Here is a 19,989-nt window from a genome sequence, read left to right on the forward strand (position 1 = left end):
GCGAGGGTGAAGCCATGACGGAAACCACCGGAAAAGCCAACCTGCTGGGCATGACCCAGCAGCAACTGGAGCACTTCTTCGAGTCCATCGGGGAGAAGCGTTTCCGCGCCGGTCAGGTGATGAAGTGGATTCACCATTTTGGCGTCGATGACTTCGACGCCATGAGCAATATCGGCAAGGCCTTGCGCGATAAGCTCAAGGCCTGCGCCGAGATCCGCGGTCCGGAAATCGTCTCCGAAGACATTTCCAGCGACGGCACCCGCAAGTGGGTGGTGCGCGTGGCCTCGGGCAGCTGTGTCGAGACCGTGTACATTCCCCAGGGCGGCCGCGGCACCCTGTGCGTCTCTTCCCAGGCCGGCTGTGCCCTCGACTGCAGTTTCTGCTCCACCGGCAAGCAAGGCTTCAACAGCGACCTGAGCGCCGCCGAGGTGATCGGCCAAGTGTGGATCGCCAACAAATCCTTCGGCACCGTCCCCGCCAAGATCGATCGCGCCGTCACCAACGTGGTGATGATGGGCATGGGCGAGCCGCTGCTGAACTTCGATAACGTGGTCGCCGCCATGCACATCATGATGGACGACCTCGGCTACGGCATTTCCAAGCGCAAGGTGACCCTGTCCACCTCGGGCGTTGTGCCGATGATCGACAAACTGGCCGAAGCCATCGACGTCTCCCTGGCGCTGTCGTTGCACGCGCCCAACGACGAGTTGCGCAACAAGCTGGTGCCGATCAACAAGAAATACCCGCTGGACGTGTTGCTGGCGGCCTGCAAGCGCTACGTTTCGCGGTTGGGCGAGAAACGGTTGTTGACCATCGAGTACACCCTGCTCAAGGACGTCAACGACCAGCCCGAGCACGCGGCCCAGATGATCGAGCTGCTGCGCGACGTTCCTTGCAAGATCAACCTGATTCCTTTCAATCCTTTTCCCTTCTCCGGTTACGAGCGGCCCAGCAACAACGCGATCCGGCGTTTCCAGGACCTGCTGCACAAGGCCGGGCACAATGTCACCGTTCGCACCACCCGGGGCGAGGACATCGACGCCGCCTGCGGCCAACTGGTCGGACAGGTCATGGACCGTACCCGCCGCAGCGAGCGCTATATCGCCGTGCGGCAGTTGAATGGCGAGGCGGATGCGCCCCATAGTGCCAACCGGACCTGAAGGGAGGACTCGATGATTCCAAGGACGTCTTTATTACTGATCGTCGCCGGCCTGCTCGCCGGCTGCGTGACCACCGGCAACGTCGATCCGATGCGCACCTCGAAAGGGCGCGACGAGGCACGGGATGCCTACATCCAACTGGGCATCGGCTATTTGCAACAGGGCGACAGCGAGCGGGCCAAGGTGCCCTTGAAGCAGGCGCTCGAACTGGATTCCTCCAATGCCGACGCCCACGCCGCCCTTGCCCTGGTCTTCCAGAGCGAACTGGAGCCGGAGCTGGCCGACGAGGAGTTCCGCAAGGCGCTTTCGGCCCGCGGTTCCGACCCACGCATCCTGAACAACTACGGGGGCTTCCTGTTCGAGCAGAAACGCTACAAGGAAGCCTACCAACGCTTCGAGCAAGCGGCGGCGGACAACCTGTACCCCGAGCGCTCGCGGGTATTCGAGAATCTCGGCTTGACCGCGGTGGCGCTGAACCAGCGTGAACTGGCCAAGCAGCACTTCGAGAAATCCCTGCGGTTGAATCGCCAGCAGCCCAGAGCCTTGCTGGCGATGGCGGAGCTTTCCTACGAGGACAAACAGTACGTGCCGGCCCGGGATTACTACGGCCTCTACAGCGCGATGGCCGAACAGAACGCCCGCAGCCTGTTGCTCGGCGCTCGCCTCGCCAAGGTCTTCGAGGACCGCGATCAGGCCGCCAGCCTGGGCCTGCAGCTGAAACGCCTCTATCCCGGTACGCCGGAGTATCAGAAATACCTGTCGGAGCAACGATGAAAGCGTCGCACCCCGAAGCAGTCGCGGCCTCCCGCGCCAACCCGGGCGAGACCCTGCGGTTGGCTCGCGAAGGCAACGGCTGGAAGCTGGGCGATGTCGCCCATCAACTCAACCTGACCGAACACGCCCTGCGCCAACTCGAAGCCGGCGCGTTCGAGCAGTTGCCGGGGCACACGTTCGCCCGCGGCTACATCCGCGCCTACGCGAAGCTTCTGGGCATGGACCAGAACCGCCTGGTGGCGGAGTTCGACCAGTACACCGGCACCGATGCCAAGGGCAGCGACGTGCATAGCCTGGGGCGTATCGAAGAGCCGGTACGACTGTCCCAGAGCGTGCTGCGCGTCGTCAGCTTCTTCATCCTGGTCGCGCTCATCGGCGCAGCCTTCTTCTGGTGGCAGGAGCAATCGCAGCGCCGCGCCGGCGAGGCGAGCAACACCAGCCTCGAGCACGTCGAAGTGGAAAGCGCCGACGGCACCACCCAGATCCATCCCCTGGACGAGCCGGAAGACCAGGCCGTGGTCGAGGCCGAAACCGAGGCCACGCCGCCGGTGACCGAGCTGCCGCTGGACGGTACGACGCCGGACGTGGCCACCGCGCCCTCGACCACGCCTCCCGCGACGCCAACGCCCTCCGCGGCGCCGCCGGCGGTGACGCCTCCGTCCGTGCCCCAGCCCGTCGTGCCGACTCCCGCGCCCAGCAGTCCGGCGGCGGCTGCGCCCGCTGCCGCGCCGGAAGCTCCGGTGGAACTGGCCGCCGGCCAGGCGCGGATCGACATCCGCTTCGTCGCCGATTGCTGGACCCAGGTCAGCGAAGTGGGCGGCAAGGTCCTGTTCAGCGGTCTCAAGCGTACCGGCGAAACCCTGCAACTGGTGGGCAAGGCCCCGCTGGAACTCCGCCTGGGGTATGCCCGTGGCGCCCAGGTGAGCTACAACGGCCAGGCCGTCGACCTCGCCGCATCCACCCATGGCGAGACCGCTCGCCTGAAGTTGGGGCAATAAGCCATGCATTGCGAGTCGCCCATCAAGCGTCGGTTGTCGCGTCAGATCATGGTCGGCAACGTACCGGTCGGGGGCGATGCGCCCATCGCGGTGCAGAGCATGACCAACACCGACACCTGCGACGTGGCCGCGACCGTGGCACAGATCCGCCGCCTGGAAGACGCGGGCGCCGACATCGTCCGGGTCTCGGTGCCGGACATGGACGCCGCCGAGGCGTTCGGCCTGATCAAGCGTCAGGTGCGGGTGCCGCTGGTGGCGGACATCCATTTCGATTACACCATCGCCCTGCGCGTCGCCGAGCTGGGTGTGGACTGCCTGCGCATCAATCCCGGCAACATCGGCCGCGAGGACCGGGTCAAGGCCGTGGTGGACGCCGCTCGCGACCGCGGGATTCCGATCCGCATTGGGGTCAACGCCGGTTCGCTGGAAAAAGACTTGCAAAAGAAATACGGCGAGCCGACCCCGGAAGCCCTGGTCGAGTCGGCGCTGCGTCACGTGGAGCACCTGGACCGCCTGAACTTCCCCGACTTCAAGGTCAGCGTGAAGGCTTCCGACGTGTTCATGGCGGTGGAGGCCTATCGCCTGCTGGCCAAGCAGATCGAACAGCCGCTGCACCTGGGGATCACCGAGGCCGGTGGCCTGCGCTCCGGCACCGTGAAGTCGGCGGTCGGCCTGGGCATGCTGCTGGCCGACGGCATCGGCGACACCATCCGCATCTCCCTGGCGGCCGATCCGGTCGAGGAGATCAAGGTCGGTTACGACATCCTCAAGTCGCTGCGCCTGCGTTCGCGGGGCATCAACTTCATCGCCTGCCCGAGTTGCTCGCGGCAGAACTTCGACGTGGTGAAGACCATGAACGAGCTGGAGGGCCGGCTGGAAGACCTGCTGGTGCCCCTGGACGTGGCGGTCATCGGATGCGTGGTGAACGGTCCGGGCGAGGCCAAGGAAGCCCACGTCGGGCTGACCGGCGGCAGCCCCAACCTCATCTACATCGATGGCAAGCCTGCACAGAAACTGACCAACGACAACCTGGTGGACGAGCTGGAAAGGCTCATCCGCCGGAAAGCGGCCGAAAAGGCCGAAGCCGACGCGGCCTTGATCGTCCGCGGCTGAATCACCGTTAAGGATTCCGAGTGAGCAAGTCCCTGCAAGCCATCCGTGGCATGAACGACATTTTGCCGGAGCAGACGCCCGCCTGGCGTTATCTGGAGAACACCCTGGCGACATTGCTCGACGGCTATGGCTACAAGGAAATCCGCCTGCCAATCCTCGAGTTCACCGAATTGTTCGCCCGCGGCATCGGCGAAGGCACCGACGTGGTCGACAAGGAGATGTACACCTTCCTCGACCGCAACGAAGAGTCCCTGACCCTGCGCCCGGAGGGCACCGCCGGCTGCGTGAGGGCGATGCTCGAGCACGGTCTCACCGGTGGCGGGCAGGTCCAGAAGCTCTGGTACGCCGGCCCGATGTTCCGCTACGAGAAGCCGCAGAAGGGCCGCTACCGCCAGTTCCACCAGGTGGGCGTGGAGGTGTTCAACCAGCCCGGCCCGGACATCGACGCCGAGCTGATCGTCCTCACCTGGCGCCTGTGGAGGACCCTGGGCCTGTCCGACGCGGTCAGCCTGCAACTCAACAGCCTCGGTTCCAGCGACGCGCGTGCCCGTTACCGCGATGCGCTGGTGATCTACCTGCGCGAGCGTTTCGATCAGCTCGACGAGGACAGCCAGCGCCGCCTCACCACCAATCCGCTGCGGATTCTCGACAGCAAGTCGGCCAGCACCCAGGCGCTGCTCGCCGATGCGCCGACTCTGCACGATTACCTGGATGACGAGTCGCGCCTGCATTTCGACGGCTTGAAGGCTCGCCTGGATGCCGCCGGCATCCGGTACGAGATCAACCCGAAACTGGTCCGTGGCCTGGATTACTACGGCCGCACCGTATTCGAATGGGTCACCGACAAGCTCGGCGCCCAGGGCACCGTCTGCGCCGGGGGCCGCTACGACGGCCTGGTCACCCAGTTCGGCGGCAAGCCTACCCCGGGCGTGGGGTTCGCCATGGGCGTGGAGCGCCTGGTGCTGCTGCTGGAAACCCTTGGCCTGTTGCCGGAGACACTGCAGCGCCCGGCCGACTTGTATCTCTGCGCCTTCGGCGAAGCCGCCGAGCTGGCCGCGTTGACCCTGGCCGAGCGTCTGCGCGATGCCTTGCCGGGTATCCGCCTGCTGGTGAACGCCGGGGGCGGCAGCTTCAAGAGTCAGTTCAAGAAGGCCGACAAGAGCGGCGCGCGCTACGCGATGATCTTGGGTGACGACGAACTGGCGAACCGCGTGGTAGGTTGCAAACCCCTGCGCGACGACAGCGAACAACAGAACATAGCCTGGGATGCTCTGCCCGAGCATCTGGCGACCTGCCTGCAGCGGGTTTGAGCATTCAGCGAATAGGAGTATTGGGGTGACCTCGCGTACCGAAGATGAAGAACTGGCGCTGATCAAGGATTGGTGGCAGCGCAACGGCAAACCCCTGTTGACCGGCGGCGCTCTGGCCCTGGTGGTGGTGCTCGGCTGGCAAGCCTGGCAGCGCTACCAGACCACCCAGAGCCAGAACGCCTCGGTGCTGTATCAGGACCTGCTGCAAACCGCGCTGACCCCCGAGGGCCAGCCGGACGCCGCGAAGATCGCCGACCTGTCCGGCAAGCTGAAGAGCGAGTTCGGCGGCACCGCCTATGCGCAGTACGGCAGCCTGTTCGTCGCCAAGGTGGCGGTCGAGTCGGGTCGGCTGGACGATGCGGCCAACGAACTGAAGGCGGTCGTCGACAAACCCTTCGACGCCACCCTCGGCGAGTTGGCCAAGCAGCGGCTGGCTCGCGTGCTGGCCGCGCAGAACAAGGCGGAAGACGCACTCAAGCTGCTCGACGGCGAAGTCGACAACGCCTACCTGGCCACTCGCGAAGAACTCCGCGGCGATCTGCTGGTGCAGCTCAAGCGCACCGACGATGCCCGCGCCGCTTACGAGAAGGCCAAGGGCGCCTTGACGGAAGAGGCCGCGGTCGGTGGTTTGCAGATGAAACTCGACGACCTGGCGAAAGGGGACGCGTGATGGGCTGGAAATATGCCGCTGTGCTGGCACTCGCCGTCGCGATCGCGGGTTGCAGCAGTAACAGCAAGAAAGAACTGCCGCCGGCCGAACTCACCAATTTCACCGAAGAGGTGAAGCTGGAAACCGAGTGGAGCCAGTCGGTCGGCGACGGTCAGGGCGAGGCCTACAACCTGCTGGTTCCGGCGGTCGATGGCGAGCGTATCTTCGCCGCCGACGTCGAGGGCGTGGTGATGGCTATGGATCGCCTCACCGGCAAGGTGATCTGGAAGGACGATCTGGACCTGCCGGTCTCCGGTGCGGTGGGTGCGGGTTACGGCCTGGTCCTGCTCGGCACTCTGAAAGGCGAAGTGGTCGCCCTCGACGCCGACAGCGGCGAAGAGAAATGGCGGGCGCGGGTGACCAGCGAAGTGCTGGCGCCGCCGGCCACCAACGGCGACGTGGTGGTGGTGCAGACCCAGGACGATCGGCTGATCGCCCTTGACGCGGCCACCGGCAGCCAGCGCTGGATCTACGAGAACACCCCGGCGGTGCTGACCCTGCGCGGCACCGGCGCGCCCATCGTGACCAACAACCTGGCGGTCGCCGGGCTGTCCACCGGCAAGGTGATCGCCCTGGACGTGCAGCGCGGCCTGCCGGTCTGGGAACAGCGCGTGGCGGTGCCGCAAGGCCGCTCCGAACTGGATCGCGTGGTGGACATCGACGGCGGCCTGCTGCTGTCCGGCAGCACCTTGTACGTCGCCACCTACCAAGGTCGCGTCGCCGGCCTGGACCTGGAAAGCGGGCGCATTCTCTGGCAGCGCGAGGCGTCCAGCTACGTCGGCGTGGCCCAGGGCTTCGGCAACGTCTACGTGAGCCTCGCCAGTGGGACCGTCGAGGGCGTCGACGAGCGTTCGTCCTCGGCGCTGTGGAGCAACGATGCCCTGGCGCGTCGCCAACTGTCGGCGCCGGAAGTGTTTTCCAGCTACGTGGCGTTCGGCGACTTCGAGGGCTACCTGCACCTGGTGAGCCAGGTGGACGGTCGCTTCGTCGGCCGCGAGCGCATCGACAGCGACGGGTTGCGTGCCCGTCCGCTGGCGGTCGGCGACATGCTGTACGTCTTCGGCAACAGCGGCAAGCTGGTCGCCCTGAAAATCCGCTGATCGTCCGCCCGGCCCTGCGGGGGCGGGCACCTGGCGGGAATTGTCTGCCGGCCGCTGCACATGCAGCGGCCGTTGTGTTTTCTGGATTTATCGCTGGAGGAGCCCATGGTTCCGGTAATCGCCCTGGTGGGCCGCCCCAATGTCGGCAAGTCGACGCTGTTCAACCGCCTGACCAAGACGCGCGACGCCATCGTCGCCGAGTACGCCGGTCTGACCCGCGATCGCCAGTACGGCGAGGCCAAGTGGCAGGGGCGCACCTATATCGTGATCGATACCGGCGGTATTTCCGGTGACGAGGAAGGCATCGACGCGAAGATGGCCGAGCAATCGCTGCAGGCCATCGAAGAGGCCGACGCGGTGCTGTTCATGGTCGATTCGCGGGCCGGCCTGACCGCCGCCGACCAGATGATCGGCGAGCACCTGCGCAAGCGCAACAAACGCTGCTTCGTCGTCGCCAACAAGGTCGACACCGTCGACCCTGACATCGCCCGCGCCGAATTCAGCCCCTTGGGCCTGGGCGATGCCATTCCGGTCGCCGCTGCTCATGGTCGTGGCATCAGCCAGATGCTCGACGCCGCTCTGGGCGAGTTTCCCAAGGACGCCAGCGAGGAAGAGGACGAAGCCGCCGCGGAAGTCGCCGAAGGCGAGGAGCCGGTGCGGATTCCCGGCCCGAGCGAGAAGGACGGGATCAAGATCGCCATCATCGGCCGCCCCAACGTGGGCAAGTCGACCTTGGTCAACCGCATGCTCGGCGAGGAGCGGGTGATCGTCTACGATCAGGCCGGCACCACCCGCGACAGCATCTACATCCCGTTCGAGCGCAACGAGGAGAAGTACACCCTGATCGACACCGCCGGCGTGCGTCGCCGCGGCAAGATCTTCGAGGCGGTGGAAAAGTTCTCGGTGGTCAAGACGCTCCAGGCGATCCAGGACGCCAACGTGGTGATCTTCGTCATGGATGCCCGGGAAGGCGTGGTCGAGCACGACCTCAACCTGCTCGGCTTCGTGCTGGAGACCGGCCGTGCCCTGGTGATCGCGCTGAACAAGTGGGACGGCATGGAGCAGGGCGAGCGGGATTACGTCAAGACCGAGCTGGAACGCCGGCTGATGTTCGTCGATTTCGCCGACATCCACTTCATCTCTGCCATGCACGGGACCGGCGTCGGCCACCTGTACAAGTCGGTGCAGACCGCCTTCAAGTCGGCGATCACCCGCTGGCCCACCAGCCGCCTCACGCAGATCCTCGAGGACGCCGTGCAGGAGCACCAGCCGCCGCTGGTCAACGGTCGTCGCATCAAGCTGCGCTACGCCCACCTGGGCGGGGCCAACCCGCCGATCATCGTGATCCACGGCAACCAGGTGGAGGCGGTGCCCAAGTCCTACTCGCGCTACCTGGAGAACACCTACCGGCGCGTGCTCAAGCTGGTCGGCACGCCACTGCGCATCGAGTACAAGGGCGGCGAGAACCCCTTCGAAGGCAAGAAGAACACCCTCACCGATCGCCAGGTGAACAAGAAGCGCCGGCTGATGAGCCACCACAAGAAGGCCGAGAAGAAGCGCCGCGACAAGAAACGCTGAGCCATCGGTTGGAAAAGGCGCGCGGACCCCGTCCCCGCGCCTTTTTCGTGCCCGGTCGATCGGCTATCCTGCGGTCCGCGCCTGCCGTTTCGCGACGGCTCCGTCGTGGCGCGCTCCAGCCCGGGAAAGCCCATGATCGCCAGCAAACTGCCTCACGTCGGCACCACCATCTTCGCCCGCATGTCCCAGCTCGCCACGGAAACCGGCGCGCTCAACCTGTCCCAGGGATTTCCCGACTTCGATGGCCCGGCGGCCCTGCGCGAAGCGGTTGGGCGGCATATCGACGCCGGCCACAACCAGTACGCGCCCATGCCCGGCCTGCTGGCGCTGCGCCAGCAGGTGGCGACGAAGATCGCCGGCCTGTACGGCCGCCAGGTCGACGTCGAACGCGAGATCACCGTCACCCCGGGCGCCACCGAGGCGATCTTCTGCGCGGTCCAGGCGCTGATCCGCGCCGGCGACGAAGCCATCGTCCTCGACCCCTGCTACGACAGCTACGCGCCGGCGGTGGAGCTGGCGGGCGGGCGCTGCGTGCACGTGCCCCTCGCGTTGCCGGACTTCGCCATCGACTGGCAGCGCCTGGCCGACGCGCTCACCCCGCGCACGCGCCTGATCCTGCTCAATTCGCCCCACAACCCCAGCGGTGCGTTGTTCAGCCGCGCCGACCTGGACCGCCTGGCCGAGCTGATCCGCGGTCGCGACATCCACCTGATCAGCGACGAGGTCTACGAGCACCTGGTGTTCGACGGCGTGGCCCATGCCAGCGTGCTGGCCCACGAGGAGCTGTACAGCCGCGCCTTCGTGGTCAGTTCCTTCGGCAAGACCTACCACGTCACCGGCTGGAAGACCGGCTACGTGGTGGCGCCGCCGGCGTTGTCCGCCGAGCTGCGCAAGATCCACCAGTACGTGACCTTCTGCGGCGTGACCCCGCTGCAATACGCCCTGGCCGATTTCATGCAGGCGCACCCGGAGCACGTCGCCGAGTTGCCGGGCTTCTACCAGGCCAAGCGCGACCTGTTCTGCGATCTGCTGCGCGGCTCGCGTTTCCGTTTCACTCCGGCCGCCGGCACCTATTTCCAGTTGCTCGACTATTCGGCGATCCGCGACGACCTGGACGATGTGCAGATGGCCGAATGGCTGACCCGCGAACACGGCGTGGCGAGCATCCCGGTCTCGGTGTTCTACCGCGATCCGCCCAAGGGGGCGCGCTTGGTGCGCTTCTGCTTCGCCAAGCGCGAGGAGACCCTGCGCCAGGCTGCCGAGCGCCTGTGCGCGGTCTGACCCGCCGGGCTCCGGCCCGGCAAGCCGAAGGAGATCATCGATGAATCCGTTGCACGACCTGCGCCTGGCCCTGGTGCAAACCCCCTTGGCCTGGCACGACGCCGAAGCCAATCGCGCGCATTTCGAGACCCTGCTGGAGCAAGCGCGGGGCGCCGACCTGGTGATCCTACCGGAGATGTTCACCACCGGGTTTTCCATGGACTCCGCGGCCCTGGCCGAGCCGGAGGAGGGGCCGACCCTGGCGTGGATGCGCCGCCAGGCGGAGCGCCTCGACGCGGTGGTGACCGGCAGCCTGATCGTGCGCGTCGCGGAGGGCGACTACCGTAACCGGCTGCTCTGGGTGCGCCCGGACGGCGAGGCGACTCACTACGACAAGCGCCATTTGTTCCGCATGGCCGGCGAGCACAAGCACTACCGCGCCGGCGACCGCCAGGTGCTGCTGGCGCTGAAGGGCTGGCGGGTGCGCCCGCTGATCTGCTACGACCTGCGCTTCCCGGTGTGGAGCCGTGGTGCGGGGGACACCGATCTGCTGCTCTACACCGCCAACTGGCCGGCGGCGCGGCGTGGCCACTGGAACCGCCTGTTGCCGGCGCGGGCCATCGAAAACCTCTGCTACGTCGCCGCGGTCAATCGCATCGGCGAGGACGGCAAGGGCTATCCCTACAGCGGCGACAGCCAGGTGGTGGATTTCCAGGGCGAGGCGTTGCTGGATGCGGGCAGCGACGCCGGCGTGTTCCAGGTCAGCCTGTCGGCGGCGGAGCTGGGCGCCTATCGCAAGCGCTTCCCGGCCGACCTGGATGCCGATGCGTTTCAGTTGTCGAGCCGACCGGAGCCTGTGTCGACCCTGTAGCGTTTTGGTATCAGAACCGTTACCCGATAGTTCTCAAGTGTCGCGTGCCCAGGCCGATGCTCGATCATCTCCCTCATGTCGTAGGAGTTCTTCGATGATCAGCACCATCGGCCACCTCGCCGCCAGCTACACCACCCGCACCACCAGCGCCGCCACCGACGCCGACAGTACGGCCAGCGCCGTCGCCGACGATACCGACCAGGCCTCCGCCGCTGCCGCGGGCGCTTCGCCCGCGGGGGCAGGCGCGCCTCCCGCCACCGCCGGAGGGGGAGCGGCCGATTCGGATTCCGACAGCGACGATGACACCTCGGACACCATCAAGGAAATCAAACAGAGCATCGAGCAGTTGAAGAAAGAGCTGCAGGAGCAGCAGCAACGGCTCAAGCAGGTCCAGGCCGGCGACCAGACCGAGGAGCAGAAGCGCACCCAGGCCCAGGCGGTGCAGGCGCAGATCGCCACCACCAATGCGTCCCTGCAACAGGCCTACGCCTCGTTGACCGAGGCGACCACCGAGTCCTCGGAAAGCAGCAGCGGACAACTGGTGAACACCAGCGCCTGACCCACGCCGATGCGACGGGAGGGGCCGGATGGCACCTGGGCGGCGCCGTCCGGCTCCGCCGCTAGGCGCCGGCCAGCCGGACCAGCGCCTCGGCCAGCACCTGGGCGCCCGCCGCCAAGTGCTCTGGAGTGGCATTCTCCAGCTGGTTATGGCTGATGCCCTTCTCGCAGGGCACGAAGAGCATGCCGGTGGCGGTCACCCCATGCAGCAGCTTGGCGTCGTGGGTGGCGCCGGACACCAGCGACATCCGGGGGTACTGCCAGAGCGCGGCGCACTGGTCGAGCATGGCGCGGATGGCGTCGGGGAACTCGATCGGCTCCGATTGGCTGAGAGTGGTCACCTCGACCGGGCAGGGGCCGGCATGTTCCGCGCACAGCCGGCGGATGGCCTGCTCGCTTTCCGCCAGCACCTGGCCCTGCGGATGGCGCAAGTCAATGGTGAAGCGGACCCGGCCCGGCACGGTATTCGGCGAGCCCGGCTCGACCCGCCAGCGCCCGAGGGTGAAGCGCACGCCGTCGCCGAGGGCGTCGAAATGCGCGAACAGCGCCCGGGCCATGTGCACGGCCTGCTTGAGGGCGTCGCGGCGCGCGCTGCCCGGCGTGGTGCCGGCATGGGCTTCCTGGCCGCGCACGTCCACCTCCAGCCAGCGCAGCCCCTGGATACCGCTGACGATCCCCAAGGGAAGGCCCGCCGCTTCCAGCACCGGGCCCTGCTCGATGTGTGCCTCGATGAAGGCGTGCAGGGCGACGGCTTCATCCTGCCGGGCGACGTCTCCATGGGCTGCGAGGAAGGCCGGCAGGCTGTCGCCGAGGCGCTCGCCCTGGGGATCGAGCGCGGCCAGGGCCTCCGCCAGCGCCAAGTGACCGCTGAACACCGCGGAGCCCATTGTGGTCGGCGCGAAGTTCGAACCTTCCTCGTTGGCCCATACCACCAGCAACAGGTCGCGTTCGCTCTGCAGGCCGGCCTCGTGCAGGCAGGCCAGCACCTCCAGCCCGGCCAGCACGCCATAGGCGCCATCGAACTTGCCGCCGGTGGGCTGGGTGTCCAGGTGCGAGCCGGTGGCCACCGCCGGCAGTTCGGGGCGGCGCCCCGGCCGGCGCAGGAACAGGTTGCCGATGTCGTCCATCGAGGGCTGCAGGCCGATCGCCTGCCCCCACTCGATCAACTGCCGGCGGGCCTGGGCGTCGATCGCGGAGAACGCCGGGCGGTCGACGCCCCCGGCGGGCAGCGCGCCATGGCGGGCGAGTTCCAGGTGACGGCGCCAGAGGCGCTCGCCGTCGATACGCGGGGCGCGAGGTTCGCTATGTGAGGACCTGTCCATCAGCGTTCCCGCTCTTCGGCGCCCTGGGCGATCTTGCGCAGGGCGACGCCGGCCATGAAATAGGTCAGGACGTAGACGATCACCCGGTACATCACCGCCGAACCCGGCGGGATGCACAGGAAGGACAGACCGGCGCAGCCGCGCTTGCCCACCTCGTGGGCGATGCGGATCGCCTCGTAGTCGGTCATGCCGATGGGTTCGGCCAGTTCGCCGAGCAGGTCGCCGTCGCTGGGGCCGGCGCCGCCGAGCACGTCCATGTCGAAGTGCGCGTAGACCCCGTCGGTGCCCTGGTAGGCCTGTTCCAGGTTGCGCACCACGCCGTCGATGCCCAGCTCGGTGCGGATCTTCCACATCGGCATGAAGCAGGCGCCGTTCTTCAGGTAGTGACGGACCACCGCGGGGTCTTCGAGCATGCCGCGTTCGCCGATCTCCACCAGGTTGCGGATGGCGTAGTTCGGGCAATCGCGGAACAGCTTGTCCTTCCAGTTGGTGGAACCGGCGATGTGCTCGTTCATCGTCGCCCAGTCGTAGGGCCAGCAATCCCAGTGGGTGTCCAGGCTGACCATGCCCACCGGCCCACCGATGTGCTCGGCCACCGGGCGGCCGACGGCGTAGGAAGCCACCGGAGAATTCTGCCCGATCACCACCGGAATGGCGCCGGCGGCCAGCACTTGCTTGACCTTGCGCTCGACGCTTTCCTGGGCCTCGAGGATGCGCTCGACGGTGCCCTCGTAGCTGGCCTCCAGCGGGATGTCGATATCGCCGTAGTCCACCACCTTCAGGTGCTCGAAGATGTCCAGGTCGAAGTCCTGCACGTAGCCGCCGCGGTAGCGGATCGACTGCTGGCGTACGCGGGTGGTGGCGGCCAGCCATTCGGCCTTGTCCACGCCACTGTATTTCTTGCCCCAGCCGGCGGCGAAGGGCGCGCCGATGATGACGATGTCGGCGCCTTGCAGGTCCTCCTCGCGGATCGCGTAGGGCACCCCGAGGAAGGTCGGCGTGTCTTCGCGGATGCGCGGGAAGTGCACGTTGCGCCAGTGCTTGCCGGCGAGGGTTTCAGGCCAGGTAGGGTAATGCGGCATGGGAGCTCTCCGTCGGGATCATTCGGCGCGGGGGAAGGCGCGCAGGTTGGGCTGGTTCACGTAACGGCCGCCGTCGATGTATTTCGCGGCGATGGCGTCCCAGCGGCCGGATACCAGCAGGTTGGAAAGGCCGATGTTGAGCACCGAGAGCAGTTCGCTGTTGCCCTTGTTCACCGTCCAGGAGATGGGCAGGAAATTCACCGGCTTGTCGGCGAAGATCACCTTCACCCCCGGCTGCTGCTTGGCGAACTGGGTGGCGGTGAACAGGTCCTCGAAACTGACGTCGGCACGTCCGGCCGCCACTTCCATGAAGCCGGCGGTGAGGTTGCCGGTGTTCAGCGCGGTGACCCGCGCCTCGGGCATATTGGCGCGCACGTAGGTCTCGGCGGCGGTGCCTTGCACCACGGCGATGCGCACGTCCGCCTTGTTCATGTCGGCGATGCTGGCGAAGCGCTGGTCATCGCGGCCTACCACGGCGACGCTGCCCAGGTAGAAGATCGGCGTGGTGAAATCCACCGCCATGGCGCGCTTGACCGTGGCGAAGGTGGCGCCGATGGACATGTCGAACTGGCCGGATTGCAGCCCGGCGACGAAGTTGGCCCAGGTGGTCTCGACGAACACCGGCTTGACGCCCATTTCCTCGGCGATGGCCTTGGCCGCATCGACGTAGAAGCCGGTCAGTTCCCCGCTGCGCGGGTCCTTGGCGGTGCCGGGCGGGGAGGGGATGTAGCCGATCTTCAACTGGCCGGATTCGGCAATCTTGCGCAACTCGCCGGCGGCCTGGGCCGGGACGGTGGCGCACAGCGACAGGGTGGCGAGTACGGGGAGCAGCAGTCGCAGCAAGGGTTTCATGGCGGAACCTCTAGTGGAGTACGCGGGACAGGAACTGTTGGGTACGGGGGTTGCTGGGGCGGGTGAAGATCAACGAGGGCGGGCCTTCCTCGACGACCTCGCCGCCTTCCATGAAGATCACCCGGTCGGCGACGTCGCGGGCGAAACTCATCTCGTGGGTGACGATCACCATCGGCATGCCCTCGGCGGCGAGTTGGCCGATGGTGGCCAGCACCTCGCCGACCAGCTCGGGGTCGAGGGCGGAAGTGGGCTCGTCGAACAGCATCAGCTTCGGCCGCATGGCCAGGGCACGAGCGATCGCCGCGCGCTGCTGCTGGCCGCCGGACAGGGTCGAGGGACGGGCGTCGCGTTTCTCCAGCAGGCCGACCTTGGCGAGCAGCTCGACGGCGCGCTGGCTGACTTCGGCGCGCGGCTCGCCGAGGACGTGGACCGGGCCTTCGAGGAGGTTCTCCAGCACGCTCATGTGGGGGAACAGGTTGAAGTTCTGGAACACCATGCCCATCCGCGCCCGTTGCCGGCTGGTGCGGCTCTCGCGCGCCAGCCGGCGGCCGCGCGGGCCGTCCTCGTAGCCGACCAGCTCGCCTTCGAAGCGCACCTCGCCGCCGCCGTAGGGTTCGAGGAAGTTCAGGCACTTGAGCAGGGTGCTCTTGCCCGAGCCGCTGGGGCCGATGATCGCCACCACTTCATTGGCGGCGATGTCCAGGCTGATTTCCTTGAGGACCGCCAGGTCGCCGTAGGATTTGCTCAGGTTCTTGATCGTCAGCATGGGTCGCGCTCCGGTGTGTTCGCTCATGCGCGCCTCCGTAGGCGGGCTTCGTAGCGTTGCGATAGCCAGATCCAGGGGTAGGTGATGCAGAAGAAGACGATGGCCAGGAAGGTGTACACCTCGAGCGGCCGGTAGACGGTGGCGATGAGGTTGTTGGATTCCTGGAGGAGCTCGTACACGGCGATGGTCGAGGCCAGCGTCGAGAGCTTCATGATGTTGGCGAACTCATTGATGAAGGGCGGGATCATTTTCTGCCCCGCCTGGGGCAGGATGATCCGCCGCAGGGTCATGGCCCAGCTCATGCCGATCGACTTGGCGGCCATGAACTGGCCGGTGTCCACCGCGTTGATCCCGGCGCGGACGATCTCCGCGACGTAGGCGCCGGTGTGGATGCCCAGGGCGATGACGATGGTGGTCTCGGCGCCCATCTGCAGCCCGAAGAGGATCGGGAAGCAGTAGTAGATCCAGACGATCTGCACCAGCGCCGGGGTGGCGCGGATGACTTCCACGTACACCGACACCGGCGCGCGTAGCCACCAGACCTTCGAATGCCGCAGGATGCCCACGGGCAATCCGATCGCCAGACCCAGCAGCGTCGCCGCGAAGGTGAGCTTGAGGGTGGTCCAGGCGCCCCGGACGAAGATGGGCCAGTAATCCAATATGATGTGGAATTGCCATTCGTAGCCGCTCAATCGCTGTCTCCTCGGGATCGGGGCCTTTCGCACCGAACGCTGATGTTGGTAGGGAAAGTGCTTCTCGAATCGTTCAAACGCAATCTCAAAATTCAAGTGCTTGAATTTTGGTTCAAAGCTAGAATCGTGCCATTCCGGCCGGAAGGCACGAAAACCGAGGGAAGGGATATGGATGCGAAAAGTCGGCCCAGCGCCGTAGCAGACGCCGAGCTGGGCTCGCGGCTGCGTATGCTGCGGTTGAACCGGGGGCTGCGCATGCGCCAGCTGGCGGACCTCGCGGGCTGCTCGGAGAGCATGATCTCCAAGATAGAGAAGGGTAACGCGGCGCCTTCCGTGCGCGCGCTGCATGCGATTTCGGCCGCCCTGGGCACCACCATCGGCGCGCTGTTCGAGGTCCAGCAGAACGAGGGACTGGTCAAGCGGGTGGGCGAGCGACCGGTGATTCGCCTGCGCAGCGAGGACGACGGAGCGCCCGCGGTTGCACTGGAACGTATCGCTCCGACCCAAAAGGGTGCGCTGCTTGAGGTGAATGTACACATCGTCGAGCCCGGCGCGAAAAGCGATGGCGCGATCAGCCACGAGGGCGAGGAACTGGGCTACGTGCTAGACGGTTGCCTGGAACTCACGGTGGAAGACGAAACCTACTTCCTGCAGACCGGGGACTCGTTCTGGTTCCCCTCCACCCAGCGTCACCACTACCACAACCCCGGGCGGACCCTGGCCCGTGTGCTCTGGGTGAACACCCCGCCTACCTTCTGAGCGACGCCTCGACGGCCTCGTTGCCAGGGGCGCGTGCCCTGGGTGCAGGCCGCGGTGCCGACGAGTCCGGATCGGCGCGCGGCAATCGTTGCGTTTCGCGCCCGTCTCGTCACCGGTCATTCGGCCGGAAACGAAAACGCCCGATGCCGGGCATCGGGCGTTTCCATGGCGTGACATGGCGCCCGGGAGGGCGCCAGACGGGTCAGGCGGCCTGGGCCTCGGCCTGCACCAGGGCGCGGTTCAGGGCGCTGAACAGCGCGCGGAAGCTGGCGGTGGTGAGGTTTTCATCGATGCCGATACCGTGCAGGGCTCGACCGCCCTCGACGCGCAGCTCGATGTAGGCGGCGGCCTGGGCCGTGGTGCCGGCGCCGATGGCGTGCTCGGAGTAGTCCATGATTTCCACGGCGATCGGCAGGCCGGCGACCAGCGCTTCCAACGGCCCCTTGCCGATGCCGCGCCAATGCTGGGTCTCGCCCTTGGCGAAGACTTCCACGTCGACCGCGCTGGTGCCGTTCTCTTCCTGGAGGCGATGCCCTTTCAGCGCATAGGGCGCCTTGGCCTGCAAATATTCGCGGTCGAGCAACTGATAGATCTGCTGGGCGGTCATTTCCAGGCCGAGGCGGTCGGTCTCGCGCTGCACCACCTGGCTGAACTCGATCTGCATGCGCCGCGGCAGGCTGATGCCGTACTCCTGCTCGAGCAGGAAGGCGATGCCGCCCTTGCCGGACTGACTGTTCACCCGGATCACCGCCTCGTAGTCGCGGCCGATGTCGGCCGGATCGATCGGCAGGTAGGGCACTTCCCAGAGCGCGTCGTCCTTCTGCTGGGCGAAGCCCTTGCGGATCGCGTCCTGGTGCGAGCCGGAGAACGCGGTATGCACCAGGTCGCCGACATAGGGGTGGCGCGGATGCACCGGCAACTGGTTGCAGTCCTCGACCACCTTGCGCACGGCGTCGATATCGGAGAAGTCCAGTTTCGGGTCCACCCCCTGGGTGTAGAGGTTCAGCGCCACGGTCACCAAACAGACGTTGCCGGTGCGCTCGCCATTGCCGAACAGGCAGCCTTCGACGCGATCGGCGCCGGCCATCAGGCCCAGCTCGGTGGCGGCGACGCCGGTGCCACGGTCGTTATGGGTGTGCAGGCTGATCAGCACGCTGTCGCGGCGGTCGATGTGGCGGGCGAACCATTCGATCTGGTCGGCGTAATTGTTCGGCGTGGCGTTCTCGATGGTCGCCGGCAGGTTGAGGATCAACTTCTGCGCCGGCGTCGGTTGGAACACCTCGACCACCGCGTTGCACACCTCGACGGCGAAGTCGATCTCGGTGGAGCTGAACACTTCCGGCGAATACTCGAACGCCCAGGCGGTTTGCGGCGCGGCCGCGGCCAGCCGCTTGATGGTCTGGCCGGCGGTCACCGCGATGGCCTTCACGCCGGCCTTGTCCTGGTTGAAGACGATGCGGCGGAAGCTCGGCGCGCAGGCGTTGTAGTAGTGGACGATGGCCTTCTTCGCGCCGACCAGGGACTCGAAGGTGCGCTCGATGAGGTCGTCGCGCGCCTGGGTCAGCACCTGGATGGTGACGTCGTCGGGGATGTGGCCGCCCTCGATCAGCTCGCGAACGAAGTCGAAGTCGGTCTGCGACGCGGACGGGAAACCCACCTCGATTTCCTTCAGGCCGACCTGCACCAGGGTCTTGAAGAAGCGCATCTTCTTCTCGGCATCCATCGGCTCGATCAACGACTGGTTGCCGTCGCGCAGGTCGGTGGACAGCCAGATCGGCGCCTTGTCGATCACTTGGTCCGGCCAGGTACGGTCGGCGATGGCGATGCGGGTGAAGGGACGGTATTTGTGCGACGGGTCTTTGAGCATGCTCATGGGCGTTTTCCTGAAATCATCGGAGTGGCCAGCCGGCCGGGAAAGTGCGTCGGTCCATCAGGCTGAGCGACGCAGTCGCGGGCTGACCAAGCACAGGCAGGCGAGTTGGCGAAACAGTATGAGGGTTCGATCGTTTGGCATGGCTCCACCCTAATGAGGGTGAGGCCTTATGGCAAGGAAACTCTAAAAAACGATATAAAAAGGCGTAAGTTGTTTTTTGCCTTTTTTATTCTGCTAATAGATGCCTGATTAACGAATCGATATTGCGCAGAGGTTTTTCGGTGGTCCGAGGCTTGCTTGAGTGCGACCCCCAGTCCGGGGGTCGTGCGTCCATCAGGCGTAGGCGTACTCGCCGCCTTTCTCCAAGGCCCGTTGATAGGCCGGGCGCGCGTGGATGCGGCTGAGGAAGGCGCTCAACCTGGGTCGGCTGGCGTCCAGTCCACCCCGCGAGGCGGCGGCTTCCAGCGGGAAACTCATCTGGATGTCGGCGGCGCTGAAGGTCTCGCCGGCGAACCAGCTGTGCTTGCCCAGTTCGTTCTCCAGGTAGTCGAGGTGCTGGCGCAGTTGCGGCTCGATGAAGCTGCTCTTCACCTTGTGGGCGATGCCGCGGGCGATGGGCTTGACGAAGAACGGCATGGGCGCGCTTTCCATCTTGTCGAACACCAGCTTGAGCAGCAGCGGCGGCATCGCCGAGCCTTCGGCGTAGTGCAGCCAGTAGGTGCAGCGCAGCCGCTCCGCCGAGCCGGCGGCCGGCAGCAGCCAGTCGCCGTAGCGCCCGGCGAGGTATTCGATGATGGCGCCGGACTCCGCCAGGGTCAGCTCGCCGTCGGTGATCACCGGGGATTTCCCCAGCGGGTGCACCGCCCGCAGCTCCGGCGGCGCGAGCATGGTCTTCGGATCGCGCTGGTAGCGCTTGATCTCGTAATCGATGCCGATTTCCTCGAGGAGCCAGAGGATGCGCTGAGAGCGGGAGTTGTTCAGGTGATGGACGGTGATCATGCAAGGCTCCTGATACGGAATAGGACGCGACAGATTTTAGAGAGGCGCCGGGCGGGAACGTGCCGACAAAAAAGCCTATCTTCGCGCAAGGCCCGTTCCCTGTGGCGGAGAAACCGGCATCCGTGGCCAGGGGCGATCCGGGAGGGGGCGACCCAGGTCGGGAGTTTTCGTGCGGCAGGAAGGTTCGCTTGGCGGATGGGAAGAGCGCCATCC

At 66.3% G+C, this 19,989-nt stretch carries 19 protein-coding genes; 12 read left to right on the forward strand and 7 right to left on the reverse strand.

The window, feature by feature from the left end:
- Nucleotides 1-14 precede the first annotated feature (14 nt).
- From rlmN to OGL92_RS08115, 11 genes are all read left to right on the forward strand, one after another.
- Nucleotides 15-1,160 (forward strand): 23S rRNA (adenine(2503)-C(2))-methyltransferase RlmN, encoded by a 1,146-nt coding sequence (gene rlmN / locus OGL92_RS08065; protein WP_263142531.1) that lies wholly within the window; start codon nucleotides 15-17, stop codon nucleotides 1,158-1,160.
- A 12-nt stretch (nucleotides 1,161-1,172) separates the two neighbouring features.
- The gene (pilW, locus tag OGL92_RS08070) at nucleotides 1,173-1,934 is read left to right on the forward strand and encodes a type IV pilus biogenesis/stability protein PilW (RefSeq protein ID WP_263142532.1); all 762 of its coding nucleotides are present in this window, start codon (nucleotides 1,173-1,175) and stop codon (nucleotides 1,932-1,934) included.
- Nucleotides 1,931-2,932 carry a RodZ family helix-turn-helix domain-containing protein gene (locus OGL92_RS08075; RefSeq protein WP_263142534.1) on the forward strand — a complete coding sequence of 334 codons (1,002 nt, stop codon included), beginning with the start codon at nucleotides 1,931-1,933 and terminating at the stop codon, nucleotides 2,930-2,932. The genes pilW and OGL92_RS08075 overlap by 4 nt, the downstream gene beginning before the upstream one ends.
- A 3-nt stretch (nucleotides 2,933-2,935) precedes the next feature.
- The gene (ispG, locus tag OGL92_RS08080) at nucleotides 2,936-4,045 is read left to right on the forward strand and encodes a flavodoxin-dependent (E)-4-hydroxy-3-methylbut-2-enyl-diphosphate synthase (RefSeq protein WP_263142536.1); all 1,110 of its coding nucleotides are present in this window, start codon (nucleotides 2,936-2,938) and stop codon (nucleotides 4,043-4,045) included.
- A gap of 20 nt (nucleotides 4,046-4,065) precedes the next feature.
- Nucleotides 4,066-5,355, forward strand: a complete 1,290-nt coding sequence (gene hisS / locus OGL92_RS08085) for a histidine--tRNA ligase (protein WP_263142538.1) — start codon at nucleotides 4,066-4,068, stop codon at nucleotides 5,353-5,355.
- Nucleotides 5,356-5,380: 25 nt separating this feature from the next.
- The gene (locus OGL92_RS08090) at nucleotides 5,381-6,025 is read left to right on the forward strand and encodes a tetratricopeptide repeat protein (protein ID WP_263142539.1); all 645 of its coding nucleotides are present in this window, start codon (nucleotides 5,381-5,383) and stop codon (nucleotides 6,023-6,025) included.
- On the forward strand, nucleotides 6,022-7,164 hold the full coding sequence (gene bamB, locus OGL92_RS08095; RefSeq protein ID WP_263142543.1) for an outer membrane protein assembly factor BamB: 1,143 nt from the start codon (nucleotides 6,022-6,024) through the stop codon (nucleotides 7,162-7,164). The genes OGL92_RS08090 and bamB overlap by 4 nt, the downstream gene beginning before the upstream one ends.
- A 105-nt stretch (nucleotides 7,165-7,269) precedes the next feature.
- Complete coding sequence (gene der, locus OGL92_RS08100; protein WP_263142545.1) at nucleotides 7,270-8,742, forward strand: ribosome biogenesis GTPase Der; 1,473 nt, start codon at nucleotides 7,270-7,272, stop codon at nucleotides 8,740-8,742.
- Nucleotides 8,743-8,874: 132 nt separating this feature from the next.
- Nucleotides 8,875-10,023, forward strand: a complete 1,149-nt coding sequence (locus tag OGL92_RS08105) for a pyridoxal phosphate-dependent aminotransferase (protein WP_263142550.1) — start codon at nucleotides 8,875-8,877, stop codon at nucleotides 10,021-10,023.
- Nucleotides 10,024-10,063: 40 nt separating this feature from the next.
- Complete coding sequence (locus OGL92_RS08110; RefSeq protein WP_263142552.1) at nucleotides 10,064-10,873, forward strand: amidohydrolase; 810 nt, start codon at nucleotides 10,064-10,066, stop codon at nucleotides 10,871-10,873.
- A 94-nt stretch (nucleotides 10,874-10,967) separates the two neighbouring features.
- A complete protein-coding gene (locus OGL92_RS08115) occupies nucleotides 10,968-11,432 on the forward strand; it encodes a hypothetical protein (RefSeq protein WP_263142554.1) in 465 nt (154 codons plus the stop codon).
- Nucleotides 11,433-11,493: 61 nt separating this feature from the next.
- Here OGL92_RS08115 and OGL92_RS08120 read toward each other — a convergent pair whose 3' ends face one another.
- From OGL92_RS08120 to OGL92_RS08140, 5 genes are read right to left on the reverse strand one after another with little or no spacing between them, the layout of a single operon-like run.
- Nucleotides 11,494-12,753: a hydantoinase/carbamoylase family amidase gene (locus OGL92_RS08120; RefSeq protein ID WP_263142556.1), complete on the reverse strand. Its 1,260-nt coding sequence runs from the start codon at nucleotides 12,751-12,753 to the stop codon at nucleotides 11,494-11,496.
- Nucleotides 12,753-13,835 carry an arginase family protein gene (locus OGL92_RS08125; RefSeq protein ID WP_263142557.1) on the reverse strand — a complete coding sequence of 361 codons (1,083 nt, stop codon included), beginning with the start codon at nucleotides 13,833-13,835 and terminating at the stop codon, nucleotides 12,753-12,755. Before OGL92_RS08125 ends, OGL92_RS08120 begins: the two co-directional genes overlap by 1 nt.
- Before the next feature lie 18 nt (nucleotides 13,836-13,853).
- Nucleotides 13,854-14,687 carry a transporter substrate-binding domain-containing protein gene (locus tag OGL92_RS08130; protein ID WP_263142559.1) on the reverse strand — a complete coding sequence of 278 codons (834 nt, stop codon included), beginning with the start codon at nucleotides 14,685-14,687 and terminating at the stop codon, nucleotides 13,854-13,856.
- Nucleotides 14,688-14,697: 10 nt separating this feature from the next.
- On the reverse strand, nucleotides 14,698-15,453 hold the full coding sequence (locus tag OGL92_RS08135) for an amino acid ABC transporter ATP-binding protein (protein ID WP_263142561.1): 756 nt from the start codon (nucleotides 15,451-15,453) through the stop codon (nucleotides 14,698-14,700).
- 23 nt (nucleotides 15,454-15,476) lie between these two features.
- A complete protein-coding gene (locus tag OGL92_RS08140; protein WP_263142562.1) occupies nucleotides 15,477-16,145 on the reverse strand; it encodes an amino acid ABC transporter permease in 669 nt (222 codons plus the stop codon).
- 168 nt (nucleotides 16,146-16,313) lie between these two features.
- Here OGL92_RS08140 and OGL92_RS08145 point away from each other — a divergent pair, with 168 nt between their 5' ends.
- A complete protein-coding gene (locus OGL92_RS08145) occupies nucleotides 16,314-16,904 on the forward strand; it encodes a cupin domain-containing protein (protein WP_263142563.1) in 591 nt (196 codons plus the stop codon).
- A 202-nt stretch (nucleotides 16,905-17,106) separates the two neighbouring features.
- Here the strand turns inward: OGL92_RS08145 and leuA are convergent, their stop codons facing one another.
- A complete protein-coding gene (leuA, locus tag OGL92_RS08150; RefSeq protein ID WP_263142566.1) occupies nucleotides 17,107-18,777 on the reverse strand; it encodes a 2-isopropylmalate synthase in 1,671 nt (556 codons plus the stop codon).
- Nucleotides 18,778-19,110: 333 nt separating this feature from the next.
- A complete protein-coding gene (locus OGL92_RS08155; RefSeq protein ID WP_263142568.1) occupies nucleotides 19,111-19,776 on the reverse strand; it encodes a glutathione S-transferase in 666 nt (221 codons plus the stop codon).
- Nucleotides 19,777-19,989 lie beyond the last annotated feature (213 nt).

It is taken from the genome of Pseudomonas sp. RIT-PI-AD (assembly GCF_025642785.1).
Classification (GTDB): domain Bacteria; phylum Pseudomonadota; class Gammaproteobacteria; order Pseudomonadales; family Pseudomonadaceae; genus Pseudomonas_T.